This is a genomic window from uncultured Rothia sp., from assembly GCF_963507905.1.
Classification (GTDB): domain Bacteria; phylum Actinomycetota; class Actinomycetes; order Actinomycetales; family Micrococcaceae; genus Rothia.
In genome coordinates this window covers 294673-320159 of the sequence record NZ_CAUOUU010000002.1, presented here as the reverse complement: position 1 = coordinate 320159, position 25487 = coordinate 294673, and the positions used below count along the sequence as shown (strand labels likewise).

Annotated in this window: 22 protein-coding genes; 2 read left to right on the top strand and 20 right to left on the bottom strand. The window is 61.7% G+C overall.

Annotated elements, in window-relative coordinates; translation table 11 throughout:
- Positions 1 to 13: 13 nt before the first annotated feature.
- The 5 genes from RQ593_RS02715 to dnaJ all read right to left on the bottom strand — a co-directional run bounded on the left by RQ593_RS02715 (position 14) and on the right by dnaJ (position 5357).
- Positions 14 to 1486: a hemolysin family protein gene (locus RQ593_RS02715; RefSeq protein WP_311449753.1), complete on the bottom strand. Its 1473-nt coding sequence runs from the start codon at positions 1484 to 1486 to the stop codon at positions 14 to 16.
- Between the two features lie 9 nt (positions 1487 to 1495).
- Positions 1496 to 2017 (bottom strand): rRNA maturation RNase YbeY, encoded by a 522-nt coding sequence (gene ybeY / locus RQ593_RS02710; RefSeq protein ID WP_005505992.1) that lies wholly within the window; start codon positions 2015 to 2017, stop codon positions 1496 to 1498.
- Between the two features lie 3 nt (positions 2018 to 2020).
- Positions 2021 to 3148: a PhoH family protein gene (locus RQ593_RS02705; protein ID WP_070600110.1), complete on the bottom strand. Its 1128-nt coding sequence runs from the start codon at positions 3146 to 3148 to the stop codon at positions 2021 to 2023.
- 138 nt (positions 3149 to 3286) lie between these two features.
- Complete coding sequence (locus RQ593_RS02700; protein WP_311449752.1) at positions 3287 to 4060, bottom strand: 16S rRNA (uracil(1498)-N(3))-methyltransferase; 774 nt, start codon at positions 4058 to 4060, stop codon at positions 3287 to 3289.
- Between the two features lie 160 nt (positions 4061 to 4220).
- Positions 4221 to 5357 carry a molecular chaperone DnaJ gene (dnaJ, locus tag RQ593_RS02695; RefSeq protein WP_311449751.1) on the bottom strand — a complete coding sequence of 379 codons (1137 nt, stop codon included), beginning with the start codon at positions 5355 to 5357 and terminating at the stop codon, positions 4221 to 4223.
- A 252-nt stretch (positions 5358 to 5609) separates the two neighbouring features.
- Here dnaJ and RQ593_RS02690 point away from each other — a divergent pair, with 252 nt between their 5' ends.
- Both RQ593_RS02690 and RQ593_RS02685 read left to right on the top strand, forming a co-directional pair.
- A complete protein-coding gene (locus tag RQ593_RS02690) occupies positions 5610 to 6479 on the top strand; it encodes a DUF3097 domain-containing protein (RefSeq protein WP_311449750.1) in 870 nt (289 codons plus the stop codon).
- A gap of 274 nt (positions 6480 to 6753) precedes the next feature.
- Positions 6754 to 7173 (top strand): DUF4870 domain-containing protein, encoded by a 420-nt coding sequence (locus tag RQ593_RS02685; protein WP_311449749.1) that lies wholly within the window; start codon positions 6754 to 6756, stop codon positions 7171 to 7173.
- Positions 7174 to 7848: 675 nt separating this feature from the next.
- Here the strand turns inward: RQ593_RS02685 and hemW are convergent.
- The 15 genes from hemW to mihF form a co-directional block, all read right to left on the bottom strand.
- The gene (hemW, locus tag RQ593_RS02680) at positions 7849 to 9135 is read right to left on the bottom strand and encodes a radical SAM family heme chaperone HemW (RefSeq protein ID WP_311449748.1); all 1287 of its coding nucleotides are present in this window, start codon (positions 9133 to 9135) and stop codon (positions 7849 to 7851) included.
- Positions 9136 to 9347: 212 nt separating this feature from the next.
- Positions 9348 to 11189: a translation elongation factor 4 gene (gene lepA, locus RQ593_RS02675; protein ID WP_371260001.1), complete on the bottom strand. Its 1842-nt coding sequence runs from the start codon at positions 11187 to 11189 to the stop codon at positions 9348 to 9350.
- A gap of 96 nt (positions 11190 to 11285) precedes the next feature.
- Entirely contained in the window at positions 11286 to 12308 is a 1023-nt protein-coding gene (locus RQ593_RS02670) for a PAC2 family protein (protein WP_311449747.1), read from the bottom strand.
- A 309-nt stretch (positions 12309 to 12617) separates the two neighbouring features.
- Entirely contained in the window at positions 12618 to 12881 is a 264-nt protein-coding gene (gene rpsT, locus RQ593_RS02665) for a 30S ribosomal protein S20 (RefSeq protein ID WP_049360830.1), read from the bottom strand.
- Positions 12882 to 13149: 268 nt separating this feature from the next.
- Positions 13150 to 13824: a type II toxin-antitoxin system PemK/MazF family toxin gene (locus RQ593_RS02660; protein ID WP_311449746.1), complete on the bottom strand. Its 675-nt coding sequence runs from the start codon at positions 13822 to 13824 to the stop codon at positions 13150 to 13152.
- Between the two features lie 15 nt (positions 13825 to 13839).
- Complete coding sequence (gene holA / locus RQ593_RS02655) at positions 13840 to 14874, bottom strand: DNA polymerase III subunit delta (protein WP_311449745.1); 1035 nt, start codon at positions 14872 to 14874, stop codon at positions 13840 to 13842.
- A 156-nt stretch (positions 14875 to 15030) separates the two neighbouring features.
- The gene (locus RQ593_RS02650; RefSeq protein ID WP_311449744.1) at positions 15031 to 17094 is read right to left on the bottom strand and encodes a ComEC/Rec2 family competence protein; all 2064 of its coding nucleotides are present in this window, start codon (positions 17092 to 17094) and stop codon (positions 15031 to 15033) included.
- Complete coding sequence (locus RQ593_RS02645; RefSeq protein ID WP_311449743.1) at positions 17094 to 18281, bottom strand: ComEA family DNA-binding protein; 1188 nt, start codon at positions 18279 to 18281, stop codon at positions 17094 to 17096. Before RQ593_RS02645 ends, RQ593_RS02650 begins: the two co-directional genes overlap by 1 nt.
- A 221-nt stretch (positions 18282 to 18502) precedes the next feature.
- Positions 18503 to 19468, bottom strand: a complete 966-nt coding sequence (gene whiA, locus RQ593_RS02640; protein WP_219101387.1) for a DNA-binding protein WhiA — start codon at positions 19466 to 19468, stop codon at positions 18503 to 18505.
- 106 nt (positions 19469 to 19574) lie between these two features.
- On the bottom strand, positions 19575 to 20627 hold the full coding sequence (gene yvcK / locus RQ593_RS02635; RefSeq protein WP_049345462.1) for a uridine diphosphate-N-acetylglucosamine-binding protein YvcK: 1053 nt from the start codon (positions 20625 to 20627) through the stop codon (positions 19575 to 19577).
- Between the two features lie 107 nt (positions 20628 to 20734).
- Complete coding sequence (rapZ, locus tag RQ593_RS02630; RefSeq protein WP_219101385.1) at positions 20735 to 21649, bottom strand: RNase adapter RapZ; 915 nt, start codon at positions 21647 to 21649, stop codon at positions 20735 to 20737.
- Positions 21650 to 22047: 398 nt separating this feature from the next.
- On the bottom strand, positions 22048 to 23487 hold the full coding sequence (locus tag RQ593_RS02625; protein WP_311449742.1) for a bifunctional phosphopantothenoylcysteine decarboxylase/phosphopantothenate synthase: 1440 nt from the start codon (positions 23485 to 23487) through the stop codon (positions 22048 to 22050).
- A gap of 30 nt (positions 23488 to 23517) precedes the next feature.
- Positions 23518 to 23976 (bottom strand): DNA-directed RNA polymerase subunit omega, encoded by a 459-nt coding sequence (gene rpoZ / locus RQ593_RS02620; protein WP_294630976.1) that lies wholly within the window; start codon positions 23974 to 23976, stop codon positions 23518 to 23520.
- A 287-nt stretch (positions 23977 to 24263) separates the two neighbouring features.
- The gene (gmk, locus tag RQ593_RS02615) at positions 24264 to 24821 is read right to left on the bottom strand and encodes a guanylate kinase (RefSeq protein ID WP_311449741.1); all 558 of its coding nucleotides are present in this window, start codon (positions 24819 to 24821) and stop codon (positions 24264 to 24266) included.
- Between the two features lie 41 nt (positions 24822 to 24862).
- Entirely contained in the window at positions 24863 to 25243 is a 381-nt protein-coding gene (gene mihF / locus RQ593_RS02610; RefSeq protein WP_070847723.1) for an integration host factor, actinobacterial type, read from the bottom strand.
- Positions 25244 to 25487 lie beyond the last annotated feature (244 nt).

Sequence of the window (25487 nt, the reverse complement as noted above, 5' to 3'; positions counted from 1 at the left end):
CTATGTTCGGTATCTAGCGGTTGCCGTGCGTATCGGTGGCAGGTTCAGCCTCTGCAATATCTCCCGGAAGATCCGGATGCGCGTGCGGCTCAGCCACAGCGGGCGGGTCAGTATCCACGGTGAGAATGTCAGCAGCCTCAGAGTTCAGGGAATGAGGCTCCGGGAAGGACGCCGGGGAACCTTCAGCGTTCTGCTGCTCATCACGAGGCGGCTCATACCACGCCTGCAGCATATCCACCTGGTGGCGGCGGCCCGACGAACCAATCGCACGAATATGAATGCCGTCAATCTCAATCTCAGAACCAACAATCGGCACCATACCCAGATGCTTAGCGAGCAGACCGCCCACCGTATCAACATCTTCATCGTCGAGTTCACGACCGAAAATCTCGCCCAGCTCATCAATACCCAGACGGGCAGAGAGACGGAACGTGCCGTCATCGTTCAGCGTGTACTCGGGACGCTCATGGTCGTACTCATCAGAAATGTCGCCGACCAGTTCCTCGATTAGATCCTCAAGGGTAATCAGACCGGCGGTGCCGCCGTACTCGTCAACAATGATCGCCACGTGCGTGGACTCGCGCTGCATCTCACGCAGCAGGTCCATAGCGCGCTTCGACTCGGGCTCAAAACGAGCCGGACGCATCAGCTCAACCACGGTCGGCAGGGCGGTACCCTCCGGAGACTCCGAATGCAGGATGAAGGCGCGCATCGCGTCCTTCAGGTAGAGCACGCCCAGAATCTCATCGCTCGAATCACCAATCACCGGCATACGCGAATAACCCGAACGCAGGAACAGGCTCAGCGCCTCACGCAGAGGGGTGTCACGGCTGGCGGTGAGCATGTCGGTACGCGGAACCATGAGCGAACGGATGCGGGTATCGTCCATCTCAAAGACGGACTGCACCATCTGCGCCTCGTCGTCCTCAATGGTTTCAGCGTCGGAGGCGCGGTCCAGGAACTCGCGCAGCTCCTCCTCGTCGAACACGCCCACCGGGGCTTCAGCGGAACGTTCCGGTGCCAGGCGCACACTGAGCTTATCGAGCAGACCGGTCGCCGGGCTCAGCAGGACCGACAGGTAGTGCACCGGGCGAGCCAGCACACGAATCGACGCGACCGGGCGGTTACGGCCCAGAGCACGCGCCAGCACGTGCAGAACCGGGTAGCCCACCAGCGCAACGATTACGAGGGTCAGCACGACGGCGAGCGCGTGCACCTCAACCAGGTTCAGCAGGCAGGTCATGGTGGCGAGCACCGCGGCGGCGGCGGCAATGAGGCGGGTCAGGCGCAGCGGGTGCGTGTACGCCTCGGAGTCGCCGTCGAGGGTGCGCTGCAGGACGCGCGCGCCGAGGGTGCCCGGGTGTGCCTCCACCGCTTCCTCAGCCTCGTTGTGCGGCAGGTAGGTGAATGCGGTTTCGGCGATTGCTGCGACCACGGTCAGGCAGAGCGCGAGAACGGCGAGGAGGGCTGTGAGTAGAATGTCCACGCCGCTCCCCTAGTGTCGGGTTTCGACCGGTGCCGGGCGGCCCAGGAACTCTTCGAGGATGGAGCGCTGAATGCCGAACATTTCAGCTTCCTCTTCGGCGGTGCCGTGGTCGTAGCCGAGGCAGTGCAGAATGCCGTGGGTGGTGAGCAGGCACAGCTCATCGAGGGTGCTGTGACCTGCATCTGCGCCCTGACGTGCGGCGACGGGCGGGCAGAGGATGATGTCGCCGAGCATGCCGCTGGAGGGGTTTTCGGGGGTTCCCGGTTCCAGCTCGTCCATGGGGAAGCTCATCACGTCGGTTGCGCCGGGCAGGTCCATCCACTCGATGTGCACGCGTTCCATTTCGTCTTCGTTCACGATGGCGATGGACAGGTAGGTGTCATCGGCAAGGTGCATGCGCTTGAAGGCGTGCTCGACGAGGCGGGTGAGCACCTCGGTGTCTACCGCTTCGAAAGATTCGCGGATGAAGGCGTCGGTTGCCGGGTCGGCACCGGTTGCGGGTTCTTCACAGTCGAATTCGATCTCTGCCACCGTTTAGCGTCCTTCCGGGGTGGTCTGTGCGTTGTCGGGGTTCTGCTCGGCGTTCTTTTCGGAGCCGCCGTTGATGCCGGCGCGGTCCAGCAGCTTCTCGGCTGCGGCCTCGATGGTGGCGCGCTTGACCTTGCGGTTGCGCTTGCGTTCCATTGCCTTCTGGTCTTCGCCCCACTGGTCGTAGGCGGACACAATGTTCGACACCAGGGTGTGTCGCACCACGTCAGAGGATTCTAGGATGCTGAAGTGAATATCCTCCACGCCCTGCAGAATGTTGCGCACCTGCTTCAGGCCGGATGCGGCGCCACCGGGCAGGTCAATCTGGGTGATGTCACCGGTAATGACCATCTTCGAGCCGAAGCCCAGGCGGGTCAGGAACATCTTCATCTGCTCGGCGGTGGTGTTCTGCGCCTCGTCGAGGATGATGAATGCGTCGTTGAGAGTGCGGCCGCGCATGTACGCCAGCGGTGCGACCTCAATGGTGCCCGCCTCCATGAGCTTGGGGATGGTTTCGGGTTCGAGCATGTCGTGCAGTGCGTCGTAGAGCGGGCGCAGGTACGGGTCGATCTTCTCGTTGAGGGTGCCGGGCAGGAAGCCCAGACGCTCACCGGCTTCCACGGCGGGGCGGGTGAGGATAATGCGGTTCACTTCGTGGGTCTGCAGCGCCTGCACAGCCTTCGCCATGGCGAGGTAGGTCTTACCGGTACCCGCCGGGCCGATGCCGAAGATGACGGTGTTCGCGTCGATAGCGTCCACGTACTTCTTCTGGTTAATGGTCTTGGGGCGAATCGTGGTTCCGCGGGTGGAGAGGATGCTGGTGGACAGCGAGTGCGCCGGGTTGCTCAGTTCGTCGCCGAGCATGCCCATGAGGCGGTGAATGACCTGCACGGTAATCTGCGTGTCGTGGCTGGAGAGCACGCGCAGTTCGTTCAGCAGCTTAGCGGCGGTGTTCACGGCCTCGGAGGGGCCGGTGATGAGCACGTCCAGGTCCTTGGGGCGCAGGCTAATCTGCTCGAAGTAGTCCTCGATAATTGCCAGGTGCGCGTCCTGCGGGCCGAGCACGGCAATCATTTCTGCGGCGCTCTTGAAGGATACGGTGCGCGCGGTTGATAGAGGTCGGGAGGTAGTCATATGGGCTCCTTGGCTAGTGATGTATTTACAAGTATAGATGTGCGTGATGTGTCACGCTCGGGGTGGGCTCTATCAGCTGGGTTCTAGCAGGCGGTTTTACCGGCTGGACTTGAGCGGCGGCGCTCTACCGGAGGTGCTCTACCAGCGGCCGAGCACCACGTTCAGGGTGCACATGGCGGCAGAACCGGCGGTGGAGGAACGCAGCACCTCGTCACCGAGCAGTGCCAGCTGCGCGCCGGCGTCGGTGAAGAGCTGCACTTCGCGGTCGCTGATGCCGCCCTCGGGTCCGACGAGCAGGTAGATTTCTTCGGGCAGGTTCTCCGCCTCGACAAGCTTGCGTGCCAGGGCGCTGAGGCGTTCGGTCGCCTGCTCGTGCAGGATGAACACGGCGGCGGACTGATCCGAGCCTGCTACTTCTTCAATGAGCTCCACCAGGTCGGCGGTGCTGTACAGGTCGTACACTTCGGGAATGAGCGCGCGGCGCGACTGCTTCGCGGCGGCGGTGACGGTGTTCTGCCACTTGGTGTGTGCCTTGGAGGCGCGCTCCCCCTTCCAGCGCACGATGGAGCGGTCTGCACTCCACGGAAGCACACCGTACACGCCCAGCTCGGTAGCGGTCTCGATGGCGAGCAGGTCGCGGCCGTCCTTCGCGAGCGCCTGCACCAGGTAGATGGAGGGCACGCTGCGTTCTTCGCGCAGCTCCTGCACCTGCACGCTCACGCCGTCCGCGTTGATGGAGGCGACCGTACCGAGTGCGCGGCGGCCGGTGCCGTCACCCAGGTCGATGCGTTCGCCGAGCTCAAGGCGCTTGACGAGGGCGTGCTTGCCTTCGGAGCCGCCGAGCGCACAGGTGGCGCCGAGGGTGAGTGCGTCGTATTCTTCCGTGCTGATGTAGAAGATGGGGGCGCTCATGGTTCTCCTTGAGGTGCGGGCTGAAAGCGTGGGTAGTGTGGGTGAAGTGTGAAATAGGTGTGCAGCTTAGCGCGGGCGCGCGCAGCGCGGTACTAACAGGAATGCGGCGGGTGCGGGTTGAGTACCGCACCCGCCGCATCCTCAGATTGGTGTAGGAATCCTACTTGAACTGGTCCTTCAGGCGGGAGAAGAGACCACCGCGGTGCTTGACCTGCGAACCCTCGGTGAGGGATTCACCGCGCAGGGCGGCGAACTGGCGCAGCAGTTCACGCTGTTCTTCGGTCATGTCGGTGGGGGTGATCACCTGGATACGCACCAGCAGGTCGCCGCGACGCTCGGTGCCGAGCACGGTTGCGCCCAGGCCGTTGAGGGTGATCACGTCACCGCTCTGAGTGCCTGCGGGGATAGCAACTTCCTGGTCGCCATCAAAGGTCTTCAGCGGAATGGTGGTGCCCAGTGCCGCCGCAACCATGGGGATGTTCACGGTGGTGACCAGGTTGTCGCCCTCGCGGCTAAAGTACTTGTCGCGCTTGACGTTCAGGTCAATGTACAGGTCGCCGTTGGGGCCACCGTACAGGCCTGCCTCGCCCTTGCCGCGCAGGCGGATACGCGCCTGATCGTGCACGCCTGCGGGAACGTTGAAGGTCAGCGGCACGTCTTCACGTACGCGACCCTGACCGTGGCATTCAGGGCAGGGGGTCTTGATGACGGTGCCGTAGCCGTGGCAGTCGGGGCATTCGACCTGCTGCATGACGGTACCGAGGATGGACTGCACACGGCGCTGCATGAAACCGTGACCGGAGCAGGTGGTGCAGGTTTCGGGCTGGGTGCCCTCTGCGGTGCCTTCGCCGTTACAGGACTTACAGGTCACGGCGGAGCGACGCTCAATGGTCTTCTCAACACCGAACACGGCGTCCTGCAGGCTGATGGAGACGGTAATCAGGTCGTCCTGGCCCTGACGCATACGGGATGCGGGGCCGCGGGCACCTGCCGCGCCGCCGGTGAACATGTTCAGCAGGTCCTCAAAACCGCCGAAGCCGCTGAATCCGCCGCCCGGGTAGCCGCCGCCTCCGGGGTAGCCTGCGCGGCCCTGTTCGTCGCCGGTGGTGTCATAGTTGCGACGCTTTTCGGGGTCGGAGAGCACCTCGTAGGCGAGGGTGACGCGCTTGAACTCTTCGGCTGCGTCCTCGGAGGGGTTCACGTCGGGGTGCAGCTGGCGTGCCTTCTTTCGGTACGCCTTCTTGATCTCTTCGGGGCTGGCGTCGTTCGATACGCCGAGAGTATCGTAGTGGCTCATGCGTTTCCTTCCTCTCGAGACGATGGCGGTGCTCGATGAGTGCACCGCCAACAATGGTCGTATCAATTCTAGGGGATACTACCCCCGACCCGATACAATGGCTAGGCTGAATGGGGGTCGCTCCCGCTATCCGCTTAATCTGCGGCGCGCTCGAACCCTGTTTTAGTTCCCCTGCCGGTTCTCTCTAAACTGTTCCGGCGCTGCCACCGCCCTACCGACTCTGCTGCCCCTACCGCCCCAAAGGAGAATACGTTGAGTACCCACCACTCCCCCTATGGCTGGGGTGCCCAGGACCTAAACGCCGCCCGCATGAGCCGCCAGGCGCCGCCCCCGCGTAAGGTGCCGCTACGCCGCGGCCTGCTCATTGAGGATATTAACGGCTGGGTGGGTGAGGTCGTGAAGGCTGAACGCATCGGCGGTGCCCTCTTCTTCGGACTCGAGGACGCGAAGGGCCGCGTGAAAAACTTCCCGCTGGGACCTGGCTACCTCATTGAGGGTGAGCCCGTTGAGATTGTCGCCCCGGTGGCTGCGAAGGAGCCGAAGCGCACGATTTCTCGCTCCGGTTCTATCGCGGTGAAGAACGCCCCGGCTAGGGTGGCGCGCGCCTCCCGCATCTGGGTTGAGGGTCTGCACGACGCCGAGCTCGTGGAGAAGGTCTGGGGCCACGATCTGCGCGTTGAGGGCATTGTTGTGGAGCCGCTGCACGGCGTGGATGATCTTGCCGGTGCGATTCGTGAGTTCGCGCCGGGCCCGGGCCGCCGCCTGGGTATTCTGGTCGACCACCTGATTAAGGGCACGAAGGAGCAGCGCATTGTTGCGGAGGCGCTGGCTGTACCGGGTGCCTCCGGGCACGTGAAGATCGTGGGTCACCCGTTCATCGATATTTGGCAGGCAGTCAAGCCCTCAGTGTTGGGTTTGAAGGCGTGGCCGCAGGTGCCGCACGGTGAAGACTTCAAGAAGGGTACGCTGCGTCGTCTGGGTCAGCCGCACGAAACGCAGGCGGATGTGGCGCAGGCGTGGAAGCACATCCTCTCCCGCGTTGACTCCTACTCCGACCTGGATCCGACGTTGCTCGGCCCGGTGGAATCGCTCATCGATTTTCTGACCGAGCCGGACGCCTAACCCCACCCTAACCGCACCCGCAACCCGTTATTCTGCCCCCGTCTGCGGGCGCAAGTGTGAGTTTGCTCAGAACCTCTCCCGCGAGGGCATTATCCTGTGGGTTTTGCCCGCTAAAGCGGTACAATGGTTGAGCGTGTGGCATTGCCCCTGTGGGGTTTGCCGCAACATCACTACACTCTTAGGTCACCGCCGCTTAAACGATTTGCCTCTTCGGAGGGTATTTCCACCGGCTGAGGTGATCGCCACAAGAAACTTCTATCGAACCAGGATTTTCGTGACTAACGATGTTCGCCCGGCAACCGGGCCTCAGAAAACCCGTAAGATTAGCGTGATTCAGGACCGCAACCGTGCGACTCTCGCTCACTTCGGCGGTATTCTCGGCATCATCCCTTCCGCTGCGGTTTTCTACGTCAGCCGCAATAACGCGCCCTTCGCTGAGCAGGAAGCTCGCGAGGCGATGAACTTCACCCTCCTGCCCTCCATTGCTCTGGTGGTGCTGTGGGTGCTGTCCTTCCTGCCCGGCATGGGCAACATTGCTATGGTTCTGGGCGCGCTCGTGTGGCTGTTCATGGCTATTGCGTCGCTGCGTGCCGGTATTGAGGTAAACCGCGGTGAGCCGTACAGCTACCGCTTTAACCCGCGCCTGCTGGACCGCTTCTACTCCACCGAGAACGCAGAATCCGCAGAGTCCTAAGAATTGCCGGTCCTAAACCGCGCAGCTTTGACGATGAACGCCCCGCACGTTGTGTGCGGGGCGTTCAGTGTTTAAGTACTACTGCTCTAGAGGCTACTGGCGGAGGCGCTACTCTCAGGGCTTCTTTGCCCAGTGTGCATGAATTGCCGCAAACTCTACCGAATGGTGCTGTAGATAATCGTTGTTAAACGATCGTGGGCCCCTGTTACCAGGAGCCCACAACCGTATTCACTCAACTTCAGCAAAGACGAGAACACGCTGTTAGACATATACCGTCCTGCCATGACCTATTATGGCACAGCGTAACCTTCAACCACAACTTGAAATTGGGTGTTTTGGGAAAATTTTTCTCAGGAAAGTATTCGAAAAATACGCACCCTAAAAGTGGTATGAGAGAGTGGAAAATTCTTTCGGCTAGTCCAGCACAAATGCGAACAATTAGCACGCCCGTGTAAGGTTTAGTACTCCCCTGACACTCCTCCAAAAAGCCCCGAAAATTTTTTTAAAAATTTTTCTGAACCCACAAAAACGCCCCGAAATCACCGAAATATTACGGCGATTCCGGGGTGTACGCCGTACACAGGCGACAGTAGAGACAAGGCTCAAGCGGAGCTACGACAGATCTGAGCCAAGACGCAGCTCCAGCTGAAAAGCCCCTTATCACGCAGGTATTTCTTAGTGCTCCTCGTGCTCCCCAGGAACTTCTGGAAGTAGCTCACGGGTGACCGCATCCCCCAGCAGGCGCCCCTTGAGGGTCAGGCGCACGTGAGCTTCAGGGTCAGGTTCAGCCTGAGAGGTTAAAGCGTCAGGCTCAATCAGAGCTTGAGAAACCAGCCAACGCAGAGACGCGCCCAACTGCGCCTCGTCGTGCACGGCGAGTAGCTCGCGCATCGCCAGGCCCTCGCGCACACGAATCATGAGCATGATGGTCTCGAAGGCGCGGGTCGAGGCGTCCAGCACCTCGCGTGCCGCTGCCGGGGACTCCCCCGCACGCACCTTCTGCGCGTAGGGCACCGGGTGCTTCACGTTCCACCAGCGGGTACCGTTCACGTGCGAGTGCGCGCCGGGGCCGATGCCCCACCAGTCCTGGTTGCGCCAGTAGGCGAGGTTGTGGTCGCTGCGGGTGTCCTCGCTGCGCGAGTAGTTGGAGACCTCGTACCAGTTGTAGCCGGCTTCGGTGAGTAGCTCCTCGGCGAGCAGGTACATGTCCGCCATGAGGTCCTCATCGGGCATGGTGTATTCGCCGCGGCGAATCTGTGCGGCAAGTTTCGTGCCGTCCTCCACGATCAGCGAGTAGGCGGAAATATGGTCCGGTTCGTAAGAGATTGCGGCGCGTACGCTGCGCTCCCACTGTTGCAGGCTCTCCCCCGGCGAACCGTAAATCAGGTCCACGGACACCTGCAGGCCGACCTCCTTAGCCCAGGCGACGACCTTCGGTACGTTCGACGGCGTGTGGGTGCGGTCGAGCACCTGTAGCACTTCTGGTACGACGGACTGCATGCCGAAGGATACGCGGGTGAAGCCGCCGTCCTTGAGGGTTTGCAGGTCTTCGCGGGTGACGGAGTCGGGGTTCGCTTCGGTGGTGACTTCTGCGCCTTCGACGAGGCCGAATACGTCGATGGCTGCCTGCAGGATGCGTACGAGGTCGCGGGCGGGTAGTTTGGTGGGGGTGCCGCCTCCGAAGAAGACGGTGTGCATGGGGCGTTTTGCGACGCCGGAGGTTTCGAGGGTGCGGGCGGCGAAGAGGATTTCTGCGATGGCGTCGTCGGCGTAGGTGCCGAGGCCGATGCCGTTGCCGAAGTCTTCGGTGGCGTAGGTGTTGAAGTCGCAGTAGCCGCAGCGTACGGAGCAGAAGGGGATGTGTACGTAGAGGCTGAAGTCGCGGGTTTCGCATCCTGCCGCGCTGCTGGCGGGGATGCGCCCGTCGCGGGGTGCGGGGGCGCCGGTGGGCTGGGCGGGCATTCTGCCTCCTGGAACTAGGTGTAGAGGTCGGGGGGATCAAATATGGGCACCGCGCATGCGGCTACGCGGGTAGTATCAGCAGGCGGATGGCATCAACGGACGGGTAGTATCAACAGACAGCGTGCAGAGAACCCGGCGGTACACGAGGCACCAGCCGGGTTCTCCACTCAAACAGGTCAGCACACAGCCGGAAAAGCTACAGCGACGAAAGGCTACTTCTTCTTTTCCTTCTCCTCGCTCGAAGACAGTGCCGCAATGAAGGCTTCCTGAGGAACCTCCACACGACCGACCATCTTCATGCGCTTCTTGCCTTCCTTCTGCTTTTCCAGCAGCTTACGCTTACGCGAAATATCGCCACCGTAACACTTCGACAAAACGTCCTTACGCATCGCGCGGATATTCTCGCGGGCAATAATACGCGAACCGATAGCCGCCTGAATCGGCACCTCAAACTGCTGACGAGGAATCAGCTCACGCAGCTTAGAAGTCATCATCAGGCCGTACGAGTACGCCTTATCGCGGTGAGTAATGGCGCTGAACGCATCCACCTTCTCACCCTGCAGCAGGATGTCGACCTTCACCAGGTCGGCCTCTTCCTCACCGTCGAACTTCCAGTCCAGCGACGCGTAACCGCGGGTACGGGACTTCAACTGATCGAAGAAGTCGAACACAATCTCTGCCAGGGGCAGGCGGTAACGCATCTCCACACGATCCTCGGACAGGTAATCCATGCCGCCGATCTGGCCGCGGCGAGCCTGGCACAGCTCCATAATCGCGCCAATGTACTCGCTCGGGGCAATAATCGTACACGCCACCATAGGCTCGCGAATCGTCGCGACCTTACCCTCGGGGAATTCGCTCGGGTTGGTCACGCGCTTAGCGTTACCGGCCTCATCCACCACGTCGTAAATAACGTTCGGCGCGGTCGAAATCAGATCCAGGTTGAACTCGCGTTCCAGGCGCTCACGCACAATCTCCAGGTGCAGCAGACCCAGGAAGCCACAGCGGAAACCGAAGCCCAGAGCGGCAGAAGTTTCCGGCTCGTAAATCAGCGCGGCGTCGTTGAGCTTCAGCTTATCCAGTGCGTCACGCAGCGCCGGGTAGTCCGAACCATCAATCGGGAACAGGCCCGAGAACACCATCGGCTTGGGGTCCTCATAACCGCCCAGGGACTCCTGCGCAGGCTTCGCGGCGGAGGTGACGGTATCACCCACACGGGACTGACGGACGTCCTTCACACCGGTAATGAGGTAACCCACCTCGCCCACGCCCAGGCCCTTCGAGGGGACAGGCTCAGGGGAAATCACGCCGATTTCGAGCAGGTCATGCTCAGCGCCGGTGGACATCATCTTAATCTTCTGACGCGGCTGCAGGCTACCGTCCACAACACGCACATAGGTGACCACGCCGCGGTACGAGTCGTACACCGAGTCAAAAATCATGGCACGCGCCGGGGCGGATGCGTCACCCTGCGGGGCGGGAATTGCCTCCACAATACGGTCCAGCAGAGCCTCAACACCCTCACCAGTCTTACCCGATACGCGCAGAACCTCGTCCGGCTCGCAACCAATCAGGTTCGCCAGCTCCTCAGCGTACTTATCGGGCTGAGCCGCGGGAAGGTCAATCTTGTTCAGCACCGGGATGATGGTCAGGTCGTTCTCCATCGCCAGGTACAGGTTCGCCAGGGTCTGAGCCTCAATACCCTGGGCGGCGTCCACGAGCAGAAGCGCACCCTCACACGCGGCCAGGGAACGGGACACCTCATAGGTGAAGTCCACGTGGCCGGGGGTGTCAATCATATTCAGCGCGTAGGAGGTGCCGTCAACATCCCAGGGCATGCGCACAGCCTGAGACTTAATGGTGATACCGCGTTCACGTTCAATGTCCATGCGGTCCAGGTACTGCGCCTTCATATCGCGCGGGGCAACCACGCCGGTGGCCTGCAGCATACGGTCTGCGAGGGTAGACTTACCGTGGTCAATATGGGCGATAATGCAGAAATTGCGAATAATCGCGGGGTCGGTCGCCGCCGGAACGGGCGGGTTCTTCGACATCGGTGCCAATCACATCATCCTTTCGAGATGCTGGCTGCGGGTATGGGCATAGTTACCTATCATTTTCCCATACCCGCGCCATATGTGCGAACGGACCTAACGTTCCGAAGAATCCTCCGCAGATCCTGCACCATCATCGGCAGGATTTACGCCCTCGGAGGCGCCGCTGAGGGAATCCAGGTAGCCCTCAATATCCTCGGCGATCACCTCACCGGAGACAGCGCGCAGAGTCGAATCCATCTTCTGCTCAATCTCACGCACCAGCTCAACCTTCTCGTAGTCCTTCGCCATTTCTTCGGCGAGCTCCGCCTCCCACTCATCAGCGTGGGCACGCAGGCGGTCATACTCCTCAGACTCGACTTTAATGCCGAGGATGACCTCCAGCGCCTCGATCAGGCTCACGACCGCACGCGGGTTCTGCTGGTCAAAGCTCAGGTACCCAGGGATGCTCATACGCAGCATGACCGAGGAGGACAGGCCGTGCTCAGCGGCGAGCGCAGACATTGCCATCGTCACCGAGGTGGGGCCGGTGTAGTCCTCGTGCAGAATACCGGGGATCGCCGCCAGCTTCTCGTCGTGAGTGGTCAGCGTGTACGGGTACGGGCGGGTGTGCGCCACCTGATCCTCAAAGGTCTCAACGAAGATCGCGTGGTCCACGTGGAGCTTCTTCACGTACTTGAAGAAGCGGGTCATGAACCGCTGCAGGCACAGGCTCGGAGCGGGTCCGGTCACCACGAGCAGGCGCAGGCGACGCTCCGGGATGGTGACCATGTTGTAGAAAACTTTGGGCCACACCAGAACCGTGGATTCGGAGTCGTCATTGTTCAGCAACTGCGGGGCGACGGAAGCATAGTCGTAGAAGTCGTCCATGTCGAAGCCGGGGCTCTCATCGCACGGGTCGAACGCGCGGTGAATCACGTCGAGGGCGTCCTCACCGTTGCCCGGGGGTTCCTTCGCGGAGTTGAAACCGACCAGCATGACGGTCGTGTAGTTGTCCTCCTCGGAGGATTCGTTCAGGCGCAGCTTGCCGAGCAGGCCTTTCTTCGCGGGCTGTTCTGTGGAGGCGGGCTTGGCGAAAGCGTCAAAGAGTCGGGCGGGAGGGAAGTTCGGCTGGCTCATCGTTGTCCTTAGCTCGTGGTCGGTGGTTGTGTGATGTGTATCGGCGGCACGTTCGCGTTTTCCCCGGCGCTATGCACAACGCCGTTTAGGGCGCGCGTGATGGGCGCGGGCAGTGTGCGGTACCGCCGATAGTTCCCACTATACGGGCTCCCGCGCAACCCGCAAGCAGTTTCGTCACCGGGCGGCGCCTCCGAAGAATCTGGAAGGAATCTGGGCATAAAGAGACCCCCTGCGTTCCCCCTTAGAGGAGGGGGAACACAGGGGGTCTCTGCCCTTAAACCAGAGAGGTACTCACGTACCCCGCAAGTTTTAGAAAGCCTTGTTTACCAGCGTAGCAAGACCGGACTTCTTGTTTGCAGCGGTCTTCTTGTGCAGAACACCCTTAGAAACAGCCTTGTCCAGCTTACGGTTCACAAAACGCAGAGCCTCAACAGCTGCTTCCTTGTTCTGTGCCTCAACAGCAGCCTTGACCTTGCGGGTCGCGGTCTTCAGCTCGGACTTCACAATGTTGTTGCGCAGACGAGCCTTCTCGTTGGTGAGGATACGCTTCTTCTGAGACTTAATGTTAGCCACAATTAAACTTTCTGTTTTGTCTTATTGGTCGGTGAGGGCGACGCTGGCCGATCATCGACTGAGCGGCGTGGGGATGCCTATGGCAACCGGCCAGCAGTGCCCGATGACCATCGGACACTCAACCACACATAATACCAGATGAACAGCCTCCACGACAGACCCTCGCGGAGAGAAAAATACTGTGAAAACCGCTACACGCAGCCTCCACATCTAACGCCGGTCCCCCACAGGTTCCCGGCATAAAGCATCCCGGCATCAAGCACAGGGGTTAGCCGTTATGGCGAGTCCACGCACGCTCAATCAGGCGGAACGTATCCTCCGGCATAATGGCACCCTCGCGGCGCATCGCATCCGGGCGAACACGAATCACGCGGTTCAGCTTCACCTCAGAGGCGCGGCCCTGCGGATCCCACGGGCCCGAACCAATATCAAGGTAGTTCGGATCAGCGTGCTCACGGTTATTGTGGTCCTTGCTGGTCATCATCAGCGCCAGCAGGTACTCACCGTCACGACCCACCAGAAGCACCGGGCGGTCCTTACCCTGCGAGTGGTCCTCCTCGAAGGGAACCCACGTCCACACGATTTCACCCGGGTCAGCGTCGCCATCCAGGGAGGGCGAGTACTCAAAGTTAATCATGTCGCGGTAATCGCCCGGGTAATCCGAACCGTCGGATGCGCCGGTCGAAGCCGGGGCGGAAGGCTTAGGTGCTGTGGAGTTTGCCGTGGAAGACTTCGGGGCGCTCGGCTTGGGCGCCGAAGAGCCGGAGGTACGAGCCTCACCCTGACGAGATTCGCGCTGACGAGATTCATCCCCGCGGGACTCACTCTTCTGGGAGGACTCGGCGCCGCCCTTAGACGCAGTAGCGTCGTTGAGAGCATCCTCTGCCGCCTTCTGCAGGAAGGGCAGCAGGGCAAAGAAAATTTTCTTCAGAATTTCGAGCATGGGCTCTATTATGCACTACAGGCGCGGAGGTAGAGCAATCGCCAAAACAGCCTGCTCCACCGCATACACCGCATCCTGCGACTCGCCCTTCAGCTGCGCGTCCGCATCAGCCAGAAGCTGCACAATATGCGCCAACTGGGCGCCGGTAAAACGGCGGCCGTCACGCTGAGCCTGCTCAACCTGCCACGGTGACATACCCACCTCACGCGCCAGCTCATTAGCGCTCATACGCACATGGTGCACGCGCGCAATATTGCGGATACGCATGGCGAGCGCACCCAGCATCGGAATCGGCTCCGTGCCGGTGGCAAGGGAGTGGCGGAGCAGCCGCAGAGCCTCCGGGGCGTTACCGGAAATCGCGGCGTCACTCACACGGAATGCGGTGACTTCGGTGCGGCCGCCGTAGTAGCGGTTCACCGCCTCCTCGGTGATTTCGCCGGGTACGTCTGAGAGCAGCTGCTGGCATGCGGCGGCAAGCTCCGCAGTGTCGGAGGAGGCGGCAGTCAGCAACGCCAGGGCGCCGCCGGTAATCGGGCGCTGGGCGGCGGCAAACTCCCCCGCCAAGAACTCGCTCTTCTCGCGGTCGGTCTTGAGCGCCTTGCAGTTGATGAGTACGAACTGGGAGCGCACCAGGTCGATAAGCTTCTTGCCGCGGTTACCGCCCGAGTGGTTCAGAATGAGCATGATGTCCGGCTCGGGGGCGTTCAGGTAGGCGAGCGTATCGGTCAAAAACTCGTCACTCATGGAGGCGACGTTCTCAACCTCAATGATCTTCGCCGAACCGAACAGGGAGGGCGAAGCATGCAGAATCAGCTCCCCCGCCGTGTAGGTAGCGGCGTTAATCTGAACGCGGTCCACCTCCGGGTGGATGCTGCGGAACAGCTCACGCAGGCGTGCCGCGGCGCGGGAGGCGAAGTACTCCTCCGGGCCGTAGAGCATGACGGCGGGTGCCGGGGTGACGGTACGCCACGCGGTGTCGAGGGCGGGGCCGCCTCGGCGGGCGTAGCCTCGGGAACCACCACGCTGGGTTGTACGCTTACGCTCGGACACGCTTATCACTCGCCTTTATCTGCAGGGTACGGGCTGAACTCGAACCCCGCTGCGCACGGGGGTGTGGCGCGGGTAGAGTCTCGAGTATCCATCATAGCGTTTTCTTCTCGGGTGCCTCCTCGCGTTGGTCGGGGTTAGTCGGGCAGGGTTAGTCGGTCAGGGACGGGCGGGCTGATAGGCGGGCGCGGTGTGCGGTACCACCCGCACATACCGCCGGTGCGTGACCGCACGGTAGCGGCGTGCATCCACCCACCAGAGGGCAACGCTCAACGCCAGCACGCAGAAGGCGCTACACACCACCGCCGGGACGCTCGAACCGGGCTCCCACGGGTTACCCGGCGCGTGCGCGGCAGTGTGCGCCGCCCACTCGATACCCTGCGCGGCAAGACCACCAGCTCGAAGGCACACATCCGCCAGAGCGGGCAGACCCAGCAGTATGAATCCAAGCGCCACCAGCCCGGCGAGCATACTCAGCGGCGCCAAAGGAGCGGCAATCAGATTCGCCGGAACCGAGTAGAGCGGCACCTTGCCGCTCATCGCCAAAATCAGCGGGGTACACCACAGGGACGCCACAATCGGCGCGGCGAGCATTTCCGCGCAGAACACCGGCATGACGCGCATGAGCAGGCGAATCAGCGGCGGGCCCAGCAGAATCAGCGCGGAAGTTGCCGTCACCGACAGGGCAAACCCCATATCCACGGCGAGGTGCGGGGCGGCAAGCAGACACATCAGCACCGTCGTTTGCAGCGCCGCCAAGGACTGGCGACCCGAACCGCACAGCATCGTGTAAGCACCGAGCAGACCCATCGCGAGGGAACGAATCACGGAACCCTCAGAGTCCAGCAGCATGGCGTAGGCGAGCACCGCCGCAACCCCGCACAGCACCATGACGCGGTGCGGAATGGCGAGGGTACTCAGCCGATGCACGAGCGGCGGCAGGGCGTGGGTATTTGGCGGAGTAGGTTGCTGAAGCTGGGCAGGATGTTGAGACCGGGCTAGTTTTTGAGGTTGTGCGGTGCGCCGGGGGTGCGCGGGGCGGTGAGAATGAGCCGCGCCTCTGCCCCGCAACCGCTGCCTCCAGGAACGAAGCAGCAGGTATGCGCTAGCGAAACGGTACGGGCGAATCGCCAGCACCAGCCGGTACGCACCCAAAAACACAATGGCAATATTCGCCCCGGACACCGCCGTAATATGGCTGAGCCCGCTGAGCTTATACTCCTCCCGCGTGGTGGAACTCATCAGCGAATCATCCCCGTAGGCGGTGCCCAAAACCAGTGCCGCCGACTCCGTGTCGAGGGTGTCCAGGGCGCGGGTGCGCAGCTGTTCCTTGAGCGTGGACAGGTACGGCTCCTCCGCAGCGCGAGTGGCAGTGTTCGACCCGGTGCCGGAGGCGGGGGCGGGGAAAATAGTTGCGCCGCTCAGCTTCGCCGTGGAACCGTTGAACTCCACTGTACCGAGGGCGGTCACCTTCATGCCCGGATAGATTGCCTGCGGGCGGGCGGTACCGCTCCCCCGCTGCTTAGCCGCCGAGCTTACTTCCGCGCTCGCCTCCGAACTGCGCGCGGCGCTCTTTGCCGAACCGTCACGACGGTACACGCGCACCCGCTCATTCACCAGCGCACGCACGCTCCGCCCCTGAATTTCCTCCAGTTTAATAACCACCAGAGTAGTGCGCGGATCCACGCGGCGAACCTGCTCAACCGTGCCATTCAGACGAAGCGAGGCACCCTGCGCCTGCTGTAGCGTGGCACGGGATGCATCCACCCCCGTAGCGCACAAAAGCACCGCCTGAACCGTCACAATACACCCCAGAAAAACCAGCTGACCCGTCGTGCGAAAGAGCAGGCTGTAGGGCATCACCGCACGCGGCGGAAAGAAAAGCAGAATCGCCAGGCACCCCAGCAGGGCAATGAGCACGCACGCCAGCGGATGCACCACCCGCCACGTGCCCACGGTCAGCGCCACCGCGGTAAAAGCCCACAGCGCCAGCACCGTAAAACTCAGGCGAAAGTCCAGGTGAATGAGGCTTCCCTGGGCGCGCAGCTCCTGCTCGTCGCGGCGGGTACGCCACCGTTCAGCGCCGATGCTCCAGCGGTAGCGGGCGCGGTCATACGCCGTAGCCGCGGCCCCGGTGAGGCGCCGAGTGAGGCGCAAGCTACCGGAAAAGAGTTCCCGCTCCCCTGCGTGCTGGCGGTTCTGCTTGGGGTTCTGCTGGCGCATTAGACCGTCACCAGCGGGCGCAGATTCTCCAGCATCGACGGACCAATGCCGGGCACCGCATCCAGCTCATCCACGCTACGGAAACCGCCGTGCGCCTCACGCCAGGCAATAATGCGCTGAGCCATCGCCGGACCAATACGCGGCAGGGACTGCAGCTCCTCGGCGGTGGCGGTGTTAATGTTCACCGGGGATGAGCCCTTCTGGGCGCTGCCCGAAGCGGTCAGCGTGCGTGCAGGCTGAGGCTGAGCGCCGCCCTGAGATGCACCGTTCTGTGCTGCACCATTCGCCGCGTTACCCTGACCGGCATTCGCCGTGCCGCCATTGGGCTGAATCTGCGCCGGGGCGGCCGTCTCACCACGATGAGGCACATAAATCTGCACCCCGTCACTCAGCGTACCGGCAAGGTTCACGCGGTCCAGGTCAGCATCCGCGGCGGCACCGGAGGCGGCGGCAATCGCATCCACGGTACGACCCTGCGCGGGTAGCGTGTACACGCCGGGATTGTTCACGGCACCCGCCACATGCACCCGCACGGTAGCCTCACCGGAGGCGCCACCCTGCGCGGATTCACTCGCGCCCGGCTGGGCGGTGGACTGGGTGCTCTGCTGGGCGCCCACCGCCTGCACCGACTCGGCGGTAGCACTCGGGGAGGCAATCTGCTCGGCACGCGGCGCCGCCGAAAACTGGGTCACACCCCACACCACGGCAACCAACGCCAACACCGCCACCAGAAGCAGCACGCGCGGCGACAAACCCCAACGGGTGCTGCGGGTGGTGCCGGGCTGATCAGCTTGCTCCCACTCCGCCCAGTCGTCCACCTCGTTCCAATCGGGCTGCTGATCCCAGTCAGCCCAGCCGTTCGACTCCGGGCGGGATGCCGCTGGCTGAGTGGTAGATACATGCTGGCTGGCAGGTACGGACTGGGCGGCAGGCGCGGGCTCGGCAGGTGTTTCTTCGGCAGGCACCTCCGCTGGCGTTACCTCAGCGGCAATAGCCAGCGGCACGGTGTCCTCGGCGTCCGGCGTGCCGTTCTTGCGGGCGCGCGGGCTGCGGTAGAGGCTGTTCATCAGGGAGCGGGCGCTACGCTGTGCACCGCCCTGCTGGGCTGTACTACCCTGCTGGGGTGCGCTGTCCTGCACAGTGCCCTGTACAGCATTCTGGTCGGGGTTGGGGGTCATGCTCGTCATACCCCTACCCTAGGCTCACGCGCGCGAACGCACGAGCGCACGCAAAGAACCTGTGGATAACTCCCCTCGCATAGTGCGAAAGGGGCCATCCACAGGCTCATTTTTGAAAAATATGCGGTTTTTGTTCAAAAACGGAGGGGTTTGGTTTGTCACAAAACCGTCACAAACACCTCAGCCACACGAGCTTCCCGCACCGTTTAAGACCGGAATCTAGCCTTCGCCTAGTCCTCGCGCGGAAGCTCAGTACCCGGAACGCCCAGCTCCGAAGCACGCTTATCAGCCATCACCAGCAGGCGACGAATACGGCCCGCAATCGCATCCTTCGTCATCGGCGGATCAGCCAGACGACCCAGCTCATCCAACGACGCATGCTTATGCAGCACACGCAACTCACCGGCATAACGCAGATGATCCGGCGCCTCATGCCCCAGAATCTGCAGGGCACGCTCCACGCGGGCGCTCGCCGCAACAGCCGCCTGAGCGCTACGGCGCAGGTTCGCATCATCAAAATTCGCCAGACGATTTGCGGTCGCACGAACCTCCTTGCGGGTGCGCGCCTCACGCCACGTGGTCAGGGTGCTAGTCGCACCCATACGCTCCAGCAGCTGCGAAATGGTCTCACCGTCACGCACCACCACACGGTCGGTGCCGCGCACCTCGCGTGCCTTCGCAATAATCTCCAGGCGACGAGCCGCACCCACCAGCGCGAGCGCCGCCTCCGGACCGGGGCAGGTAATCTCCAGGGAGGAGGAACGACCCGGCTCGGTCAGCGAACCGTGCGCCAAGAACGCACCGCGCATGACCGCCTCGGCATCCTGCAGGGAGCCGTTCACCACAGCCGGCGGCAGGCCACGCACCGGGCGGCCACGCAAATCCAGCAGACCGGTCTGGCGAGCCAGCGCCTCACCGCCATGATCCACACGCACAATGTAGCGACCGCCTCGACGCAGGCCACCACCGCTGACGCTGGTCAGCTCAGAGTCGTGGCCGTAAATCTCCGCGATGGTGCGGCGCATGCGGTGGGCGGTCGCCTCGTGATCGACCTCAGACTCCACCACGATTCGCCCCGAGACAATGTGCAGGCCTCCGGTAAAACGCAGAATCGTAGAGATTTCCGCCTTACGAGCAGAGACTTTCGTTGCCTCGTAGTTGGCGAGTTCGTCCTTGACGAGCGTGGTTAATGCCATGAAAGGTCCTTCTGGGCGTAGTGTCTAAGTCTAAAAATCAGGAAAAGAGCGCACAAAACAGCCAGCTCAAGCAGCACGCCTGAGCCGCAAATCCAAGCCAGTCAATCTAAGAGCTCAGCTCAAACGCTTCGTTATACGCAGCCGCAAGCTTCAGCGGGTCGTGCACATTCGGCTGGGAGCTCGAACGCAGATGCGCCCACACAACCTTCGCACCCATCGCAGAAGCCTCACGCTCCAGCTCGGAACGGTGATCAGCCTGCATGTCAGCGTCAGCAATCACCGCGTCCAGGTGAAGCTTCGGGGCGTACTGGCGCAACAAATCCAGGTGCGTTGCCGGGGTGAAGCCGACCGTCTCCTTATCGTCGGAGAGGTTCATGACCACGCAGCGGCGCGCCTCCGTGCGGATAATCGCCTCACGCTGAGCGTCCAACAGCAGATGCGGCAGAACCGACGTACGCCACGAACCCGGACCCAAAACAATCCAGTCGGATTCTTCAATAGCGGAGAGCGCCTCCGGGCAGGGGCGAGCATTTGCGGGAGACAGACCAATATCGTGAACGCGTTCCTCCTTCGAGAGGTTCACCTGGCCGACCACCTTCACACGCTCAATACCGCCACCGTTGTGCTCACGCAGCACGGTGCCGTAAATGACCATCGGATCGAGCGCCATCGGCAGCACGCGGCCGCGCGCATTCAGCAGGGCGCCCGCCCAGTCCAGACCGGCAACCGGGTCATCCAGCAGCTGCCAGAGAGTAGCAATCAGCAGGTTACCGAGAGCATGGTAATCCAGCGGGAACTCACCCTCGTAACCTTCGGGCGCGCTAAAACGATGCTGCATCACATCACGCCACGTGCGACCCCAATCGGTGTCATCACACAGCGCAGAAAGCGCCATACGCAAGTCCCCGGGAGGGAGAATACCCATCTCCTCACGCAAACGACCCGACGAGCCGCCATCGTCAGCAACCGTCACAACAGCCGTCAAATCAGGCGTGACGTGGCGAAGCGCAGACAGGGAACCGTACAGCCCGTGGCCGCCGCCCATCGCCGTGACCTTCGGCGAACGGTGCGTGGTCTTCAACAGGCGCAACGCCTGAGTCGGCAGAGCCGGCAGGCGCGGAATACCCTGAGTGTCATAACTGGTCGAATGGGTGGACATAGTAATACCTCACATACCCGGAAGGAACGGTATGCCGGCCCCACGGTGCGGGGCCGGACGGCGGCTAATGAATCACGACGCGGTGGTTGGGACGCGCCGGGAAAAACTTACTCGCGGCCCTTGTCACGGTGCTGAACATTCACGTTCAGCTCACCGAAAGCAGAAAGACGACGAGCCAGTTCCTCCGTCACAGCCACGGAACGATGCTTACCACCGGTGCAGCCAATAGCGATGGTGGCGTAGTACTTGCCCTCACGGCGATAGCCCTCAAGCACGGGGCGAAGAGCCGCAAGGTAGTTGCTGATGAACTCCTCGGTGCCCGCGTGCTCCAGCACGTAGTCGCGCACCGGAGCGTCCTGACCGGTTAGGGGGCGCAGCTCCGGAACCCAGTGCGGGTTCGGGATGAAACGCATATCAGCCATGTAGTTAGCGTCCGAAGGCGCACCGTACTTGAAGCCGAAGCTCATCACGGTCAGGTTCAGCTTCTTATCCGCACCCTCAGCGAACATTTCACGCACGGTACGAGCCAGCTCGTGAACGTTCATACCGGTGGTGTCAATGGTGCGGTCAGAAGCGAGGCGCAGACCTTCGAAGAGAGTGCGTTCAGCGCGGATACCGTCGAGGACGCGGCCCTCACCCTGCAGCGGGTGCGGGCGGCGCTGAGCCTCGTAGCGGGCAATAATGGTCTCATCCTTGGCGTCAAGGAAGAGCATGGAGAAGTCAATATCGGACTTGCGCAGAGTCTCAATCGCAGCGGGAAGATCGGAGAACAGGGCGCGGGCACGAACGTCAATACCGAGCGCCACCTTCGGAACTCGCGCACCGTCGCGGGTCACCAGTTCGGCCAGGGAACCGAGCATCTGCGGCGGGATGTTATCGATAACGTACCAGCCCTCATCCTCCAGTACGTTTGCGACAGTACTGCGGCCTGCACCGGAAATACCGGTGATCACCAGAATCTGAGGGCGCTCCTCACTCTGGGCGGACTCTACCGTGGCGGGCTTGCTCTGATTCTCGGGCATGGTGCTTCTTCCCCTTCAACGCGAAATACTCTCTATGCCATGATACAAGACCTTTATCTGACGGTTCAGGGGTACGGTCAGAAATTTCACCAGTATGACAGAAATATGAGATGCTCCCCCGAGCGAACCCCAGAAGAAAGAAACCCGCATCACAAGTGCTTGCACATAATGCTCTCCAAGGGGGGGGTACAGGAGCGGGCAGGCGGCAGAGTCGTAAGGGTACAGCAGAGTCGTAAGGGTACAGCAGAGCCGGAAGGTATAGCAGAGCCGGGAGTACAGCAAAGCCCGCACGATACCTCCCACAGGAAGTACCGCACGGGCTCCACGCTACGAACGTTTCGAACTATGAACGCTCCGCAACTATACGCGGATGCGCCAGGTTGCCTTAGGTCAAAAGCTCAGGCAGAAAAATCCGGCAGGAAAGCCGCCACATGATCCAACAGACGCACCGACAGCTCCTTCTTCGAACCGGAGAACACCGGCGCCTCATCGTTCAGAGTCGACAGCAGCGTAATCGTGTTATCGTCCGTGCCGAAACCACGATTCACACCCACCGCATTGACCGCCAAGAAGTCCGTACCCTTACGCTGCAGCTTCTCACGACCCAGCTCCAACGGAGTCTTCTCCGCCGAACCGGTCTCCGCCGCAAAACCAACAATGAGCTTCGGGCCAAGGGTGCTCTCCCCCGCCTCATGAGCCTGCTGGCGGCGCACAACGACCTCACGCAGAATATCCGGGTTGCGCACCAGCTGAATCACCGGCGCTTCCTCAGAATCGGCGCTCTTTTTAATCTTGAACTCGGCAAACTCGGCGGGCCTAAAATCAGCCACCGCCGCAGACATAATCAGCACATCCGCCGCCGCGCTCGCCTCAAGGGTCGCCTCACGCAGCTCCAGGGCACTGACCACGCGGGTCACCTGCACGCCCTCCGGCGCGGGAACCTCAAGGTTCGCACCAATCAGGTGTACGGTCGCGCCCAGGTCGCGTGCCGCCTCCGCGAGCGCCACGCCCTGCTTGCCGGTCGAACGGTTGCCGAGGAAGCGTACCGGGTCCAGCGCCTCACGGGTGCCGCCGGCGGTAATGACCACGAGGCGACCGACCAGAGGACCACGCAGCGATTCGGATGCGCCAGTTGCCCGACCCGAATCAGCCTGGCTGGGTTCAACCTGACCAGGCTCATTCTGACCCAGCAGCGCCGAGGTCAGCGTCGCCGCACGTGCCGCCGCCAGACGCTCCTGCTCCGTGCCCGTGTACAGGGGCTCAGTCGGCGCGTAACCGGGCGTGTACACCGGGTGCACCTGACCCTTCGGGAAGCGCGCAATCACATCCAGCGCCACCGCGAAAATATCCTCCGGCTCAGGCATGCGACCCGGACCAGAATCCGGGCCCGTCAAACGCCCAATCGCGGGCTCAATCACGTGGTAACCCCACGAACGCAGAGTCTGCACGTTCGCCTGAGTCGCCGGATGCTCCCACATCTGGGTATGCATCGCGGGCGCCAAAATCACCGGGGCGTGCGTCGTCAACACCGTGGAGGACAGCAGATCATCCGCACGACCAGCCGCCAAACGAGCCAGCAAATCAGCGGTCGCCGGGGCAATCACCACAGCGTCAGCCTGCTCAGCCTGACGCACGTGGTTCACCTCCGGCACGCGGTCAAACACGTCCGTTGAGACGGGGTTGCCGCTCAGCGCCTCCAGGGTGGGAACACCCACGAACTTCGTCGCGTTCGGGGTGGGCATGGCGATTACCTCGTCGCCATTCTTCGCAAAAAGACGAAGGAGCATCGCCGCCTTGTACGCAGCAATGCCCCCTCCAATACCAACGATAATGCGCATGGTACGTCAAAGAATCCTTGTAGAAGCAGATTACTCAGCGGACTCGTCGAGGATAACCTCTTCGATAGCGATAACCTCTTCGCTACCTGCGGGGATGTACTCCTCCTCGATAGCGCCGGGGAACTCAGCCGCGCTGAAATCAATCACAGCGGACAGATCCTCGGGAACCGGGTAGCCGTCCTCGTCGAACTTTGCGCCCGGGCGGTGCTCCGCCACAACACGGTCAGCAATGATTTCACGCATTGCCACCGACAGGGACTTCTCGTTCGACTCAGCGTCAACCAGCGGGCCAACGTGCGCAGCAGTATTGTCCTGCAGGTTAGCGTAGTACGCGTTAATCTGGCGTGCACGGCGGGCACCGAAAATCACCAGGCCGTACTTGGACTCCGCCTTCTCAATCAGCGCGTCAGCGCTGGGGCTCACGATGCCCTCGGGAGCGACACCGTCAACGAAGTTGTAGTCCTCGTGTTCCTTGTTTTCGTTTGCCACTAAAAACTCCAAATAGCTTGATGGAATGTACGTACCGAACGCCCCCGCACACCGTTCGCGCTATGGCGCAAACCGGGCACACTGAGGGCACGGTCAAAACTAAAGAACTATTCTACCCTCTCAACGGCTAAAACGCACGTACCAGCCCGGACAAAAGATGTCAGCCCGGACAAAAAGGTGGGGGCTCCGAAGAAAACTCTTCGAAACCCCCACCCTTCACAACGCCTCACGGCAGAACTACAGGTCGGAAGAAACTCTAGCCCCACCGCAAACGCAAAGCATGCAGATTAGGCGGCGCCAATCAGCTCAGCAATTTCCTTCGCCGCACGCTCAACAGAGTCGTTGACGACCGTGACGTCAAATTCCTTCTCAGCAGCCAGCTCAACCTTCGCGGTTTCAAGGCGACGAGCCTGCTCCTGCTCACTCTCGGTGCCTCGACCCACCAGACGCGACACCAGCTCATCCCAGCTCGGAGGAGCCAAGAAAATCAGGCGGGCATCAGGCATGGTCTCACGAATCTGGCGAGCGCCCTGCAGGTCAATCTCAAGGATCACCGGGCGGCCAGCGTCCAGAGCCTCCTGGACCTTAGCGCGCGGAGTACCGTACTTGTTCTTACCGTGCACCACAGCGTACTCAAGCATCTGACCGTCAGCAATCATCTGGTCAAACTCTTCCATCGAAACGAAATAGTAGTGAGTACCGTCAACCTCATCGGGGCGAGGATCACGAGTAGTAGCGGAAACAGAGAACCACACGTTCGGGTAGTTCTCACGAATGTACTGGCACACCGTACCCTTGCCAACAGCAGTGGGGCCAGCCAGTACGGTGAGAGTCGGCTGAGACATAGCTTCCTTACTGCGCCTTCATCGGCTGAAGGCACGAGGTATTAGGACTGAGAAGACTCGGAAGACTGACCAGCAGTCTTACGACGTGCACGGTTCAAATACCGCGAATTACGGTTGAAGTACTCCACCATCTTGCGACGCTGGTGTACACCCAGGCCGCCAAGGCGGCGAGTCGGTGCAATATGAAGTTCTTCAATGATGCGTTCAGCTCGAACGGCACCAATGCCCGGAAGTGCGCGCAACATCTGCCCCACCGGCATTTTAGCCAGTGCAGGGTCGGAATCGACCATGTCGAGCACCTGACGTACGGAAAGTTCACGGTCACTCAGTGCACGCTTAATTTCCTGGCGGTGTGCTCGGGCAAGTACTGCCTTCTCGCGGGCGGAGGCGCGCGCATCCTCAGTTAGCGGAGTCAGCGGCATGGTTGGGTCCCCCATTTCTGCGAGTTATAGAATTTTACTTATCAACTAATGTAACACGGATAGCACGAGAACCCCCGTTCTACCCGCGGCACTCACCCTCACACCAACAATGCGTCTACGCACGTCAGCACGTAAATATCAGGGAGTACCCCTATAGCATAGCGGAGTATTCGCCCTATCAAAAGTGGAGCCATGCACGCATCTCATAGAGCAGGCGCACTCCCCGACTACAGAGGTGAGCAAA